A 16,374-nucleotide genomic window follows, 5' to 3' on the forward strand; every position below is an offset into this window, starting at 1 on the left:
GAGAATTAATACCATTAACAGTCACTACATCTGCCGGATCTATAAGAGCATATGAGCATGCCCGCACAACACCGACTGACCCCTTTGACGAAAGCGCTGCTTCGCCAGGCCTTCTCGCCAAAACTGGCTTCCCGCACCCTGGGCCTGGCCCTGACCCTGCCACTGATGGCTCAGGTCCAGGCCCAGGAAATCCATTTCAACATCGTCTCGCAGTCCATGTCTGCGGCCCTGCAGGAGTTCGGGCGCCAGGCCAATATGCAGGTGCTCTACAACCCTGACGATGTGCAAGGCAAGCGCAGCAACGCCCTCAGCGGCAGCTATTCGCCGGAGCGGGCCATCGCGGCCATGCTCAATGGCACGGGGGTGGCCTACACCCTCAAGGACAACTCGGTCACTATCCGCAACCATGGTGGCAACGGCTCGCTGGAACTGGGGACCAGCACCATCAGCGGCCAGGGCCTGGGCACCACCACCGAGGACACAGGTTCCTACACCACCGGGGCCATGCAGACCGCCAGCAAGCTGTCGCTGACGGCCCGGGAAACCCCGCAGTCGGTCACGGTCATCACCCGCCAGCGCATGGATGACCAGAACATGAGGTCCCTGGAGGATGTGCTCAAGGCCACCCCCGGCATTTCCATCACCAAGGACGGTCCGCAGCGGCCGACCTTCTACTCCCGTGGTTTTGCCGTCGAAAACCTGATGACCGACGGCTTGCCCAACGATTTGACCCACTACCTGAGCCGGGACATGAACTCCTCGGCTGACATGGCGATCTTCGACCATGTGGAAGTGGTGCGTGGCGCCACCGGGATGATGCAGGGCGCAGGTAACCCGTCGGCAGCGATCAACATGGTGCGCAAGCGCCCCACCGCCACACCGCGGGTCACCGTCACCGGCAGCGCCGGCAGCTGGGACGACTACCGCACCGAGATCGACGCCTCCAACGCCCTCAACGAAAGCGGCACCCTACGCGGCCGGGTGGTCGCCGCCTATCAGAGCAAGGGCAGCTTCCAGGACTTCGTCAGCAGTGAACGCAACGTGTTCTACGGCATCACCGAGGCCGACCTGAACGAAGACACCACCTTCACTTTTGGCGTCTCCAACCAGAGCGGCAGAAACAACACTTCCTGGGGTGGCCTGCCGGTTGCAGCCGACGGCAGCGACCTGCACCTCAAGCGCTCTAGCTACCTGGGCAGCAAGTGGGAGTACTGGGATCAGAACAACACCACGGCGTTCAGCCGCCTGGAGTATCGCTTCGCCAACAGCTGGAAAATGCTCCTGTCCGCCAGCAAGAGCTGGTCGGACCTGAACATGCTCGGCTCCATTCCGGAACGCATGGGCGCCAACTACGATGAGTTCGGCCAGAATATCGGTCGCTACGACTACGAAGACCAGCAAAACAGCTACGACGGCTACGTCACCGGTCCCTTCTCCCTGTTCGGGCGTACCCATGAACTGGTGGTGGGCGCCAGCCGGCGCGACCTGACGTTCAAGGGCAAGGGCCTGCCCATCGACCTCGAGACCCACACCAACATCTACAAACCCAGCGGCATTCCCAAGCCGGACATGAGTGCCAACCCTGGACACAACGCCGTACCAGCCAGCTGGAAGGCACCTACGTCACCACTCGGCTGAGCATCACCGATGACCTGAAGCTGATCCTGGGCGGCCGCCTGGACTGGTACGACTATGACGTGACCACCACCTGGAACGGCAAGGCCTCCGCCTCCAGCCTGCCGAACAAAGTGACACGCCACCTGACCCGCTATGCCGGGGCCATCTATGACCTGGACCAGAACCACTCGGTCTATGTCAGCTACACCGATATCTTCAAGCCGCAGACCGAACTCGACGCCTCCAACGGCGCGCTCAAGCCGATCGAAGGCAAGAACTACGAACTGGGCATCAAGGGCGAGTACTTCGACGGCAAACTCAATGCCAGTGCGGCGATCTTCCGCATCGACCAGGAAAACCGTGCCAAGGCCCTCCACCCCGACCTGTGCAGACCCGGCACCGCCTGCTACGAAGCCGCGGGCCAGGTGCGCAGCGAAGGTATCGAGCTGGAAATCAACGGCACCCTGGCCCCGGGCTGGGAACTGGGGGCGGGCTACACCTATGCCTCGGTCAAGTACACCAAGGACTCCAATGAAGCCAACGTCGGCCGCCTGTTCGACACCGACATCCCGCGCAGCGTGTTCAAGGCCTTCACCACCTACCAACTGCCCGGCGACCTGAACCGCTGGACCATCGGCGGCGGGATCTATGGCCAGAACACCATCTACAACAAGGGCACCAACGACTACCTGAGCACCTTCGACTACCGCATCGAACAGAAGTCCTACGCCCTGGTGGACCTGATGACCAGCTACAAGGCCTCGGAGAATGTGAACATTCGCCTCAACGTCAACAACCTCTTCGACAAGCGCTACTACCAGAGCATCGGCACCAACACCGACTACGGCACCAGCCTCTACGGCGACCCGCGCAACGCCATGGTCACGGTCAGCTGGTCTCTGTGAATCACGTCCTCCCCCTGTAGGAGCCGGCTTGCCGGCGAAGGCGCCCTTGAGACTCGCGCACCTTCGCTGGCAAGCCAGATCCTGCAACGCGATGAATTCCCCTCCCCTCCCACATCCCCTTCCGTAGGAGCCGGCTTGCCGACGAAGGCGCCCGCAAGTCATGCAGCGCCCCGGGTGACGTCTTCGCTGGCAAGCCAGCTCCTACAGCAGTCAGATACACGGTGCAGATCCCCGCAGGAACCGGCTTGCCGGCGAAGAGGCCCGCAAGTCATGCAGCGCCCCGGGTGACGCCTACGCTGGCAAGCCAGCTCCTACAGCAGTCGGATGCACGGTGCAGATCCCCGTAGGAGCCGGCTTGCCGGCGAAGAGGCCCGCAAGTCATGCAGTGCCCCGGGTGACGCCTACGCTGGCAAGCCAGCTCCTACAGCAGTCAGATGCACGGTGCAGATCCCCGTAGGAGCCGGCTTGCCGGCAAAGGCGCCCTTAAGACCTGCGCACGTTCGCTGGCAAGCCAGCTCCTACAGAGCGAGGGCGAGCCGTTGATTTGCTTATGACGAAAACGACAAAGGCCTGGACCGTTGCCGGTCCAGGCCTTTGTCGGTGTCTCAGTTCAAGCAGGTCAGCAACTGCTCTGTGAAGCTCTCCAGCAAGGCTCGGCTGTCCACCATGGCTTCATGGCGGGCTTCGATATGATATGAAGCGGCTATCTCGCCACCCTGCACCTCGCGACCCATGGCCTGCTCCATGACCTGGATCCGCTCCGGGGTGTAGTCACTGGACCACCATAGCCGCGGCGCAACCCGCAGGGGGCGATAGGCATAGGCCGCAGACAAGGCGCTCAAGTCATTGAACACCGCGCTGACCAGCGAGGCGTCGAACTCGGCCTTGAACAGCCCCACCACCCGATCCAGCTCGCCGGGAGCCAGGGGGATATTGCCAGCCACCCAGCCATGGATGCTCTGCCAGTCGAGCTCGGCTTCGCGCCTCAAGCGGCTCTCGATCATCTCCGCACTGCCCGGGAACTGCTGGCAAAGCTTGTCGATGATCGCCTGCCACTCGGACTCGGCCGTCACAGTGACTGGCATCTCCTGCGTCTGGATCTGATCGTCCCCGGCGCCCTGAGGCGGTGTCGGGTCGAGCAGGCCGAGGAAACGCACCGTCTCTCCCGCCGCCTCCAGTTCGCTGGCCACGTCCATGGCAATGGACCCGCCCAGGGACCAGCCCGCCAGATAGTAGGGACCGCTCGGCTGTACCTGACGGATGCTGGCGACATAGCGCTCAATCATGGCCTGCCATGAAACCTCGCTCCAGTCGGCTTGCAGGTAGGCCTGGTGCAGCACGCCATACACCGCGCAACGGTCGCGCAACTGCGCCGCCAACGGCAGGTAGCCATACACGCTGCCCCCCGCCGGGTGGAAGCAGAACAGCGGCTGGCCGGAGCCGCCCAGGGCGATGACATTCTGTGCACTGTCGGGCTGACCGGCTGCGATCACACCAGCCAGTTGCCCCACGGTCGGCGCCGTGAACAGCGCATTGATGCTCAGTTGCACAGCCAGTGCCTGGTTGATGGCGCCGATCAGGCGCAAGGCATCCAGGGAGTGCCCACCCAACTCGAAGAAGTTGTCGTCCAGGCCCACCTGATCGACGCCCAGCACCTGGCTCCAGAGGGCGGCGACCTGCTGTTCCAGCTCGCTCTGTGGAGCGATGTAGGCCTGCTGCAACAGGCTGGCATCGGCCTTGGGCAGGGCCTTGCGGTCCAGCTTGCCATTGGGGCTCAACGGCAGCGCTTCGAGGAACAGCAGGTGCGCCGGCAGCATGTAGTCCGGCAGCACCTCCTTGAGGGCCGCTTTCAATTGCTCGCGCAGTTGCGCCTGGGCCTGCGGCGTATCGGCCGCCACCTGCGCGGCTGGCACTACATAAGCCACCAGTTGTGGCCCGCTCGCGCCGTCCTGGGCCAGTACAAGCGCCTCGCGTACTGCCGTCAGCTCCAGCAGCCGCGCTTCGATCTCGCCCATTTCGATACGGAAACCGCGGATCTTCACCTGGTGGTCAATGCGACCGGCGTACTCGATCACGCCTTCGGCGTCATAGCGGGCCAGATCGCCGGAGCGATACAGGCGCCCACCATCGCTGCTGAACGGATCGGGAATGAAACGCTCGGCAGTCAGGCCTGGGCGGTCGTGGTAACCCCGGGCCAGCAGGTCGCCACCGATCATCAGCTCGCCAATCACACCGTTGAGCGGCAGGTTGCCGCTGCTGTCCAGCAGGTAGATGGAACGGCCCGGCAGGGCCTTGCCCAGTGGAATCACCGCCGGCAGCGGCTCGGTCCCCTTCAGGTAGGCACCGCAGTCATGGGCCGTGGCACTCACGGTGGCCTCGGTGGGCCCGTAGGTGTTGAGCAGGCAAGCGTGTTTCAGGCCGGCCTGCTTCCAGGCGGCCACGCCTTCCGCCGGCATGGCCTCGCCCCCCAGGTTGAGCTGACGCAGGCGGCCAAAGTCCCGCGGCCCCTTGGCGGCGAAGTCCTTGCCCAGCATGAACCAGTAGGCGGTGCTCAAGTCGACGATACTGATGCCTTGCTCGATCAGCTCGCGGTAGAAGGTTTCGCTGTCCCACAGCGCCTTGCCGCGGATCACCACCGAAGCACCACGGATCAGCGCCGGGTACAGCTGTTCGACAAAGGCATCGAAGTTGAAGGTGGAGAACTGCAAGCCACGGTCCGCAGCCGTCATGTTGAAATGGCTGGCGGTGGCCCGTGCGTGCTGGCTCAGGGCGTTGTGGGTAATACCTACGCCCTTGGGCCGGCCGGTGGAGCCGGAGGTGTACATCACATAGGCCAGGTTTTCCGCGCTGCTGCGCTCAGGCGGGTTGCCCTGCGCCATACCGGCCAGCCAGACGGGAGCCTGGTCCAGGCACAGGTACGGCACCGCGAGGCCATCCTGCAAACGCTCCAGCAGCGGCGACTGGGTCAGCAGCAACTGGATGCCGCTGTCCTGCATCATGTAGTGCAGGCGCTCCTGGGGGTACTCGGGGTCCAGCGGCACGTAGGCGCCACCGGCCTTGAGCACCGCCAGCAGGCCGACAATCATGTCCAGCCCGCGCTCCACGGCAATGCCCACCCGCACATCCGGGCCTACACCCTGCTCGATCAGCTTATGGGCCAACTGGTTGGCCCGCTGGTTGAACTGGCCATAGCTCAGTTGCTCACCGGCGCACAGCAGCGCCACGGCATCCGGAGTGCGCGCGGCCTGGGCTTCGATCAACTGGTGGATATTCAGGTCCCGGCCCACTTGCCCGGCCGCCCGGCGGGATGCTTGTTCAACGGCCATCCGTTGCCCATCGCTGAGCAGCGAGAGGTCCCCCAGGCACTGCCGGGGGTTGCCGATCATGGCCAGCAGCAGGTGCTGCAGGCCCTCGGCCAGTTGCCGGATCACCGCGCCACTGAAGTGCTGGCACGAATAGCTGTAGTCGAACGACAGGCGCTCAGCGACGAACACCGACAGGGTCAGCGGGTAGTTGGTCTGCTCATGATTGCCTACCGCGCCAAATTGCAGCTGTGCCGGCGAGCCTTTTTCCAGGGCTTCGGACACCGGGTAGTTCTCGAACACCAGGATGTTGTCGAACAGCGCCTCGCCCCCAAGGCCGGCCCAACGCTGCACGTCGTACAGCGGCGTGTGTTCGAAGTCACGCAGGGCCAGGTTGCGTTCCTGCACTGCCTGCAACCAGTCGCTGACCGACAACTGCGGAAGTGGCGCGGCCACCACCGGCAAGGTGTTGATGAACAGGCCGATCTGCTGCTCCACGCCCTTGAGTTCCGCCGGCCGGCCAGACACGGTGGCGCCGAACACCACAGTGTCCTGCCCGGTGCAGCGTTGCAGCAGCAACAGCCAGGCGGCCTGCACCAGGGTGTTGACCGTGACCTTTTGCTGGCGGGCAAACTCGCCCAGGCTGCGGGTCTGGGCCTCGTCGAGGGTGCAGCCATGGCTGCCATGGCCCTCCTCCAGCGGCGCGCGTGCACCGGCAGCAATGGCCTGGGCCAGACGGGTCGGCTCATCCAGCCCCTGCAGTTGCTGTTTCCAGAAATGCTCACTGAGGGTTGCGTCCTGGCGTTGCAGCCAGGCGATGTAGTCGCGGTAGCGCCCGGTCAGGTGCTGCGGCAATTGACCGGCATAACGTTGCAGTACTTCACCGAGCAACTGCGAGTTGCTCCAGCCGTCCATCAGGATGTGGTGGTTGGTGTAGATCAGGTGGTAACGCTGCTCGCCAGTGCGCACCAGGGTCAGGCGCAGCAGGGGTGCAGCGGCCAGATCGAAGCCCCGTTGACGCTCGGTCGCCGCCAGGGTGTCCAGGGCTTGCGGGGCCTGCTGCGTCGAGCGCCAGTCGTGCTCGACACACTCCAGGCTGACCTGCTTGTACACCACCTGGATCGGCGCCGGCAGTTCGCCCTGCCAGAGGAAACCGCTGCGCAGGATGTCATGACGCTCGATGGTTGCCTGCCAGGCCTGGCGGAAGCGCTCGGGATCGAGCCCGTCCACATCCACCCGCAGCTGGTTGATGTAGTCGCCACCCTCCTCTTGATACAGGGTGTGGAACAGCATGCCTTGCTGCATCGGCGACAGCGGATAAAGGTCCTCTACCTGTGCCAGGGCCAGCGGCAAGCGGTCCAGCTGTTGCTGGCTCAGGCCGGCCAGCGGGAAGTCCGATGGCGTGGCGCCACGGTGCTCGGGCTGGCTGCAATGCTCGATCAGCGCCTTGAGTTCCCGGGCGTAGTCATCCGCCAGGTGCTCGATGGTGGCGGTATCGAACATCGCCCGGCTGAAGTTCCAGCCCAGGCTCAGCTCACCGCCATAGACCTGGCCATTGAGAGTCAACCAGTTGCCCAGGGGGGCGTGCAGGCTCTGGTCGTCGCCCTTGGCCTCATTGGCCGGGGCAAACCATGCCTGCTGGTCATCGAAACTGCCGTCGAACTGCCCCAGGTAGTTGAAGGTAATGCGCGGTACGGCCAGTGCGGCGAGGGCTGCCTGTGCTTGAGCATCCCCCAGGTAGCGCAAGGCACCGAAACCGATGCCCTTGTTCGGCACCGCCCGCAGCTGTTCCTTGATGAGCTTGATCGAGTCGGCCAGGGCCGGCTGCGGCGTCAGCTTCACCGGGAACACGCTGGTGAACCAGCCCACGGTGCGACTCAGGTCGATGCTGTCGAACAGCTCTTCTCGGCCGTGGCCTTCCAGCTGCACCAGGGCGCTGCTGTCGCCGGTCCAGCGGGTGATGACCCGGGCCAGGGCGGTAAGCAGCAGATCGTTGATCTGGGTGCGATAGGCTGCCGGCGCGTCCTGCAACAGGCGTTGGGTATCACCCTTGCTCAGCCGGGTTTCGACACTGCTCGCGTGCTGGTTCTGCAACCCGTCGTGGCCGTGGTCGCAAGGCAGGTTCGATTCGACACCCTGCAACTGTGCCTGCCAGTAACCCAGCTCCTGCTGCAGCGCCGCGCTGCTGGCATAGGCCTGCAACTGCCCGGCCCAGGCTTGGGTCGAGCTGGACTTGGCCGGCAGTGCCTGGCCGCCCAGCAAGGCTTGCAGATCCTCCAGGAGAATCCGCCAGGACACCCCATCCACCACCAGGTGATGAACGATCAGCAACAGGCGCTGGCTCTGGTCGGCCAGGGTGAACAGCACGGCCCGCAGCAACGGGCCCTCCTGCAGGTTGAGACTGCTCTGGGCCTGCTCGGCAAACTGCTGCAAGGCCTGGGCATCGGCCACGGTGGCCTGCCACAGCAATGGCGCCTGCTGCTCGGCGTCGGCAAAGGCTGCGCTCCAGGCGCCTTGATGTTCGGTAAAACGCAGGCGCAGGGCATCGTGCTGCACCGTCAGGGCCTGCAATGCGCTTTCCAGGGGCTGGGCTTGCAGCGCCTGTAGCGGTTTGAGCAGCACCGACTGGTTCCAGTGATGCCGTTCCGGCACCGGGGTGTCGAAGAACCACTGCTGGATCGGCAGCAGCGGCATTTGCCCACGCACCGGGCCCTGGTCGATCTGCAAACCGCCCTCGCCCTGCTCCGCCACCGTGGCCAGCCCCTGCACCGTCTGGTGCTGGAACAGGTCCTTGGGAGTGAAGCGGATACCGGCCTGCCGCGCCCGGCTGACCACCTGGATCGAGATGATCGAGTCGCCACCCAGTTCGAAGAAGTTGTCGGTGACGCCCACCTGCTCAAGCTTCAGCACATCGGCCCAGATCGCCGCGATCTGTTGTTCCAGCGGGTTCTGCGGCGCGACGTAGGTCTGCTGCATCAGCTGCGCATCGACTTTCGGCAGCGACTTGCGGTCCAGCTTGCCGTTCGGTGTCAGCGGCAGTGCTTCGAGGAACAGCAGGTAAGTCGGCACCATGTAGTCCGGCAGGCTCTCGCGCAGGCGCGCCTTGATGCTCTCGCGCAACTGCGCCTGGCGCTCGTTGCTCGACGCCACCTCGGCGTCCACCGGCACGATGTAGCCCACCAGCTGCTGGCCGCTCGGCCCTGGCTGGGCGATCACCGCCACTTCCAGTACCGGGTCCTGCTCCAGCAAGCGCGCTTCGATCTCGCCCAGCTCGATACGGAAACCCCGCACCTTCACCTGATGGTCGACACGGCCTACGTACTCCACCAAGCCATCGGTGCGATAGCGGGTCAGGTCGCCGCTGCGGTACAGCCGGGCACCGGTGGTGCTGTAGGGGTCAGGGATAAAACGCTCGGCCGTCAGCCCCGGACGATCCAGGTAACCCCGGGCCACGCCCAGGCCACCCAGGTACAGCTCGCCTGCCACGCCAACCGGCAACAGGTTGAGGTTGGCATCGGCCACGTAGGCGCTGCGGTTGCCAACGATATTGCCGATAGGCGCGTAGGCCGCATCACAGGGATCACCGACACGGGCCTTCCAGATCAATGGCGTAACCACCGTCTCGGTCGGGCCGTAGCCGTTGAAGATGTACTTCGGACGCAGCACCCGCCATGCCAAGTCGTAACTGGCCTGCGGCACTGCATCGCCGCCGAAGCAGTACACCCGCACCGCCGGCGGATTGCCGTCGCGCTCGGCGTGCACCGCCAGTTGTTGCAGATACACCGGCGGGAACACGCCCACGGTGACGCCGTAGCGGTGCATCTGTTCGTAGGTGAATTCCGGCGACCACAGGCTGTCATCACGGATCAGCACGCTGGCCCCGTAGATCAGCGGGTGCATCCAGCCTTCGTGGGAACCGTCGAAGGCGAAGGACATGAAGTGCAACTCGCAATCCGACGGGCTCATTTCATAGCGCTCGCCGGTGGCCAGGCTGTGCATGGCCAGCGGGCCGTGGGACACCGCCACGCCCTTGGGCAAGCCGGTGGAGCCGGAGGTGTAGATCACGTAGGCGAGGTTTTCCTCGGCCAGATCCACCTGCGGACTGGTCACAGGGTAAGCCGCAAAATCAGCCGCGCCTTCGACGCTGAGGGTCGGCAGCCCCTCAGGAATTGGCAAGCGATCCAGCAGATGGTTCTGGGTCAGCAGCAGCCACGCGCCGCTGTCTTGCATCATGTAGCGCAGGCGGTCCTGGGGGTACTCGATATCCAGCGGCACATAAACCCCACCAGCCTTGAGCACGGCCAGGAAGGCCACCATGATTTCCGCGCAACGCGGCATGGCGATGGCCACCCGCACTTCCGGGCCAACGCCCAGCTCGATCAACTTGTGCGCCAGCTGGTTGGCTTGAGTATCCAGCTCGCGATAGCTCAGGCGCTGCTCGGCGAAGAACACCGCTGGTGCATCCGGCGCCTTGGCCGCCTGATCGGCAAACAGCTGGTGAACAAAACGCTCGGTCGGGTAGACCACATCGGTGTGGTCCCAATCCTGGCGGATACGGTGCTGCTCGTCCTGCGTCAGTAATGGCAACTCACCCAGGCCGGTTTGCGCATGCTCCATCAGGCTCAGCAACAGGCCCTGCAAGTGCCCGCCCAACTGCACCATTGAAGGTTCAGAGAAAGATTCACGGGCATAGATGAACTCGAACGACAGGCTCGCCCCCAGGTTGACCGCGACCGTCAGGGGGTAGTTGGTCTGCTCGTGGTTACCCACAGCGCCAAAGCGCAGTTGCGCCGGAGCACCTTTTTCCAGGGCTTCGGACACCGGGTAGTTCTCGAACACCAGGATGTTGTCGAACAGCGCATCCCCGCCCAGCCCGGCCCAGCGCTGCACTTCGTACAGCGGCGTGTACTCATAGTCGCGCAGCGCCAGGTTGCGGTTCTGCACTGCCTGCAACCACTGGCTCACGGTCATGTCCGGGCGTGGCGTAGCCACCACCGGCAAGGTGTTGATGAACAAGCCCACCTGCTGCTCTATGCCCTTGAGCTCCGCGGGACGCCCCGCCACCGTGGCGCCGAACACCACGCTTTCCTGCCCGGTGCAACGTTGCAGCAACAGCAGCCACGCCGCCTGCACCAGGGTATTGACCGTGACCTTCTGCTGCCGGGCAAATTCGCCAAGCCGTGCCGTCTGTGCCAGGTCCAGCTCGCGATGATGCTTGCCGTGGCCGGTGCCGGCCGGAATATCCGCGACCCGGGACAGCGCCTGGGTCAGGCGGGTCGGTTCATCCAGCGTCTGCAGTTGTTCTTTCCAGAAGCTTTCACAGGCCTGGGCATCCTGGCGTTGCAGCCAGGCGATGTAGTCCCGGTAGCGGCCCGGAGCGTGGCTGGGCAACTGACCGGCATAACGTTGCAGCACTTCGCCGAGCAACTGCGAGTTGCTCCAGCCGTCCATCAGGATGTGATGGTTGGTGTAGATCAGGTGGTAGCGCTGCTCATCGATACGCACCAGGGTCAGGCGCAACAACGGCACGGCATCCAGCTCGAAGCTACGCTGGCGCTCGGCGGTGGCCAGGGTATCCAGGGCTTCCTGCTGCTGCGGCTGGCCGCGCCAGTCATGTTCGGTGCAGTCCAGGGCAATGTGCTTGTGCACCACTTGCAGCGGCGTCGACACCTCGCCCTGCCAGATAAAGCCGGTGCGCAGGATGTCATGCCGATCGATGGCCGCCTGCCAGGCCTGCTGGAAGCGCAGCGGATCAAGGCCATCCACGTCTACCCGCAGTTGGTTGATGTAATCGCCCGCGGCCTGCTCGTAGAGGGTATGAAACAGCATGCCCTGCTGCATCGGCGACAGGGGGTAGAGGTCTTCGACCGAGGCCATCGCCACCGGCAGGCGATCCAGTTGCTGCTGGTTCAGGCCCGCCAGTGGGAAGTCCGACGGGGTCGCGCCCGCCAGCTCTGGTGTGCAGCAATGCGCCACCAGCGCCTTGAGCTCCTCGGTATAGTCGTCGGCCAGCCGCTGCACCGTGGCGGTATCGAACATCTGCTGGCTGAAGGTCCAGTTCAGGCTCAACTCGCCGCCATAGACCTGGCCATCCAGGCTCAGCCAGTTGCTCAGCGGGGCCAGTGGGCTCTGGTCGTCGCCCTTGGCTTCACCGCTGGGTTTGAACAGGGAATCCTGCTCGTCGAAACTGCCGTCGAACTGGCCCAGGTAGTTGAAGGTGATACGCGGCACGGCCAAGGCTGCCAGGGTCTGCTGCGCTTGCGCCTCGCCCAGGTAGCGCAAGGCACCAAAGCCGATGCCCTTGTTCGGCACCGCCCGCAGTTGTTCCTTGATGAACTTGATCGAATCGGCCAGGGACGCCTGGGGCGTGAGCTTCACCGGGAACATGCTGGTGAACCAGCCCACGGTGCGGGTCAGGTCGATGCTGTCGAACAGGTCTTCGCGGCCGTGGCCTTCCAGTTGCACCAGGGCACTGGCTTCGCCGGTCCAGCGGGTGATGACCCGGGCCAGGGCGGTGAGCAGCAGATCGTTGATCTGGGTGCGGTAGGCCGCCGGGGCATCCTGCAGCAGGCGCTGGGTATGGGACTTGTCCAGGCGTGAACTCAGGCTGCTGGCGTGCTGGTTCTGCAATGCGGTCACCGGGCGATCCAGCGGCAGGTTCGACTCGACGCCCTGCAACTGGGCCTGCCAGTACTTGAGTTCTTCCTGCAGCGCCGCACCTTGGGCATAGGCCCGCATCTGCTCCGCCCAGGCCTGGGTCGAGCTGGTCTTGGCCGGCAATGCCAGAGTCTGGCCGGCGCTGAGTTGAGTGTGGGCCCGTTGCAGATCCTCCAGCAGGATCCGCCAGGACACGCCGTCCACCACCAGGTGGTGAATCACCAGCAACAGGCGCTGGCTGCCGTCCTCCAGGCTGAACAGCACGGCCCGCAGCAGCGGCCCGTCCTGCAGGTTCAGGCTGCGCTGCGCCTCGATCGCCGACTGTTCCATGGCCTGGGCGCCATCCACTGCGACCTGCCAGAGCAGCTCCGGCCGCTGGCCTGCATCGGCAAAACGCGCCGACCAGCCATCCGCCTCCTGGCTGAACTGCAAGCGCAAGGCGTCATGCTGCACCCACAGGGCCTGCAAGGCGTTCTCTACCACCTCGGCGCGCAGCGGCTGGGCCGGCTTGAGCAGCACTGACTGGTTCCAGTGATGGCGTTCGCTCATGGGCAGCTCGAAGAACCACTGCTGCACCGGCAGCAGCGCAGTTGCGCCACGCACCGGGCCCTGGTCGATCTGCACCCCGCCCTCGCCCTGCTCGGCCACTGCCGCCAGCCCCTGTACCGTCTGGTACTGGAACAGATCCCGCGGGGTGAAGCGGATACCGGCCTGCCGCGCGCGGCTGACTACCTGGATCGAGATGATCGAATCACCGCCCAGTTCGAAGAAGTTATCGGTGGCACCGACCTGCTCAAGCTTCAGCACATCGGCCCAGATCGCCGCGATCTGCTGCTCCAGTTCGCTCTGCGGCGCCACATAGACTTGCTGCATCTGCTGGGCGTCGACCTTGGGCAGGGCCTTGCGATCGAGCTTGCCGTTGGGGGTCAGCGGCAACGCTTCGAGGAACAGCAGGTAGGCCGGCACCATGTAGTCCGGCACGTGTTCCTTGAGTGCCGTCTTGAGGCTGTCGCGCAGGGCGGCCTGGGCTTCCCCTGCCACCGCCATAGCGGCGTCGCTCGGCACGATATAGGCCACCAGTTGCTGGCCGTTTTCGCCGTCATGGGCCAGGACAAAGGCTTCACGCACCGCCGCCTGCTGCACCAGCCGCGCTTCGATTTCCCCCAGCTCGATACGGAAACCGCGGATCTTCACCTGATGGTCGATACGGCCGATGTACTCGATCACCCCATCGGCGCGGTAACGGGTCAGGTCGCCGGTGCGGTACAACCGGCCACCGTCGCTGGAGAACGGGTTGGGTACGAACTTCTCGGCGGTCAGCCCTGGGCGCGCCAGGTAGCCTCGGGTCACCCCGGCACCGGCCAGGTACAGCTCGCCGGCACTGCCCACCGGCACCGGTTGCAGGTCCGGGCTGAGGATGTAGCTCTGGGTATTGCTGATGGCCCGGCCGATATTGGCCTGGCCGCCGGCCTCGCGCCGGGTGTAGGTCGAGTAGGTGGTGTCTTCCGAAGGGCCGTACAAGTCGTAGACATGCACCAGCCCGGGCTGCTGATAAAGGCTATCCACCAGCGCCTGTTTCAGCGGCTCACCCGCCAGGTTGATGATTCGCACGCTGGGCGGAATCTGCCCGCTGCGTTGCAGCGCGGCAATTGCCGACGGCACGGTGTTGATCAGGCGCACCCGGTCGCGATCCGCCAGCTCCGGAAGCTCCAGGGCATTGCGGGCCAGGACGATGGAACCGCCGCTGGACAGGGTGACAAACAGCTCCCACACCGACAGGTCGAAGCAGATCGAAGTCGAGGCCAGCACCCCTTGCAGGTCATCGGCGCTGTACACCCGGTTCGACCAGTCGATCAGCGCCAGCACGTTGCGATGGGCAATCGCCACGCCCTTGGGCAGGCCGGTGGAACCGGAGGTGTAGATCACATAAGCCAGATTGTCCGCAGTAGCTCGCTGCGGCGGATTTTCCGGCGAATACGCGTCCAGCCAACCCGGCTGGGCATCCAGTTGCAGGGTCTGCAAGGATTCCACGGACGGCAGCAGCGACAGCAAGGCGCTTTCGGTCAACAGGATCTGCGCCTGACTGTCGCGCAGCATGTGGGCCAGACGGTCCTGGGGATAATCCGGGTCCAGTGGCACATAGGCGCCACCGGCCTTGAGCACCGCCAGCAGCGCCACGACCATTTCCGGGGTGCGCTGCAAGGCCACGCCCACCCGCACTTCAGGCCCCACGCCCAGCTCGATCAGCTTGTGCGCCAGGCGGTTGGCCCGAGCATTGAGTTCCCGGTAGCTCAGGCGCTGACCAGCGAACAACAGGGCCTCGGCCTCCGGGGTTTTCAGTGCTTGTGCTTCCACCAACTGCTGCACGCAACCATCGCTGGGGAACTCACCGGTGGCCGGGGTCCACTCGTGCAGCAACTGGTGCTGCTCGGCAGCGCCCAGCAGCGGCAGGTCCCCCAGGCGCTGGCGCGGCTGCTGGACGATGCCCTGCAGCAACTGCACCCAGGACTGGGCCAGACGCTCGATGGTGGACGCCTCGAACAGGTCGGTGGCGTAGGTCAGGGAGGCCCAGAGGCCATCCTCGGATTCGAAGGTATCCAGGGTCAGGTCGAACTGCGCGGCGCGCCCCTGCCAACTCAGGGTCTCGATGCTGAGGTCGTCCAGGCGCTGGCTCTGCCCGCCCTTCTTGACCGCGGTCTGGTGGTTGAACATTGCCTGGAACAGCGGGCTGTGGCTCAGGCTGCGCTCGGGGCGCAAGGCTTCCACCAACTGCTCGAAAGGCAAGTCCTGGTGGGACTGGGCCATCAGCGCGGTCTGCTTGACCTGCTGCAGGAAATCATTGAAGCCCAGTTGCCCGTCGACCTCGGCCTTGAACACCTGGGTGTTGACGAAGAAGCCGATCAGGCGCTCGGTTTCCACCCGGTTGCGGTTGGCGGTGGGCACCCCGACGCGGATGTCCGCCTGGCCGCTGTAGCGGTGCAGCAAGACCTGGAACGAGGCCAGCAACAGCATGAACAGGGTCGCCCCTTCACGCTGGGCCAATTGCTTGAGGCCCAGGCGCAGCTCTTCCGGCAACGGGATATCCAGCAGCGCCCCCCGATAGCTCTGGATCGCCGGGCGCGGGTGGTCCAGCGGCAGCATCAGCAAGGGTTGCTCCCCGGCCAGTTGCTCCAGCCAGTAGCCCAGTTGCCGCTCACGCTCGCCGGCATCCATCCACTGGCGCTGCCAGTTGGCATAGTCGGCGTATTGAATCGGCAGGTCCGGCAGGCTGACCGTGCGCCCCTGGCGGTAACCGGCATAGAGCTGGATCAGCTCCTCCACCATCACCCCCATCGACCAGCCATCGGACACGATGTGGTGCTGGGTCAGGACCAGCACATGCTCGTCTGCCGCCACCCGCAGCAACTTGGCCCGCAACAGCGGGCCATTGCGCAGATCGAAGGGCGGCTGGCTCTTGCTGTCGGTCAGGGCATGGACCTGGGCCTCATAGGACAGGCCGCCGGCGTGCAGTTCGATGACCTCGATGTCCAGCGGCGCCGGTGGGTGCACCACCTGCACCGCCGTGCCATCTTCTTCGGAAAAGGTAGTGCGCAGGGTTTCATGCCGGGCAATCAGGGTATCGAATGCATGGCGCAGCGCGTCGAGGTCCAGTTCTCCGGTCAAGCGCAGCGCCGTGGTGATGTGGTAGGCGGTGCTGTCGGGTTCCAGTTGCCAAAGGAACCACTGGCTTTCCTGGGTATAGGAGAGAACCGGCGCCTCGTCGGCGCCGCGGCTGCAGATAGGAGCGATACCAAAGAGGTTGATGCCCTTTTCTTTAAGCAAAATCGCCAGGGCTCTTCTTTCCTTGGAAGAAAGCGTGCCTACCGAGTCGATTAAAGCTTGCATGTACTACC

The 16,374-nt window shown here is 64.6% G+C and carries 1 protein-coding gene and 1 pseudogene; one reads left to right on the top strand and one right to left on the bottom strand.

The window, feature by feature from the left end; genetic code table 11:
- The first annotated feature begins 51 nt into the window (after nt 1–51).
- Nucleotides 52–2,522 (top strand): annotated as a pseudogene (locus tag KI242_RS21365) (TonB-dependent siderophore receptor).
- Nucleotides 2,523–3,127: 605 nt separating this feature from the next.
- Here KI242_RS21365 and KI242_RS21370 read toward each other — a convergent pair.
- Nucleotides 3,128–16,366, bottom strand: a complete 13,239-nt coding sequence (locus tag KI242_RS21370) for a non-ribosomal peptide synthetase (protein ID WP_212805547.1) — start codon at nt 16,364–16,366, stop codon at nt 3,128–3,130.
- Between the last annotated feature and the right edge of the window lie 8 nt (nt 16,367–16,374).

This window comes from Pseudomonas sp. Eqa60, assembly GCF_018326405.1.
Taxonomy (GTDB): Bacteria; Pseudomonadota; Gammaproteobacteria; order Pseudomonadales; family Pseudomonadaceae; genus Aquipseudomonas; species Aquipseudomonas protegens.

Coding starts and splice junctions, on each gene's coding strand:
- KI242_RS21370 (WP_212805547.1), bottom strand. CDS start 16,366: ATGCAAGCTTTAATCGACTCGGTAGGCACGCTTTCTTCCAAGGAAAGA.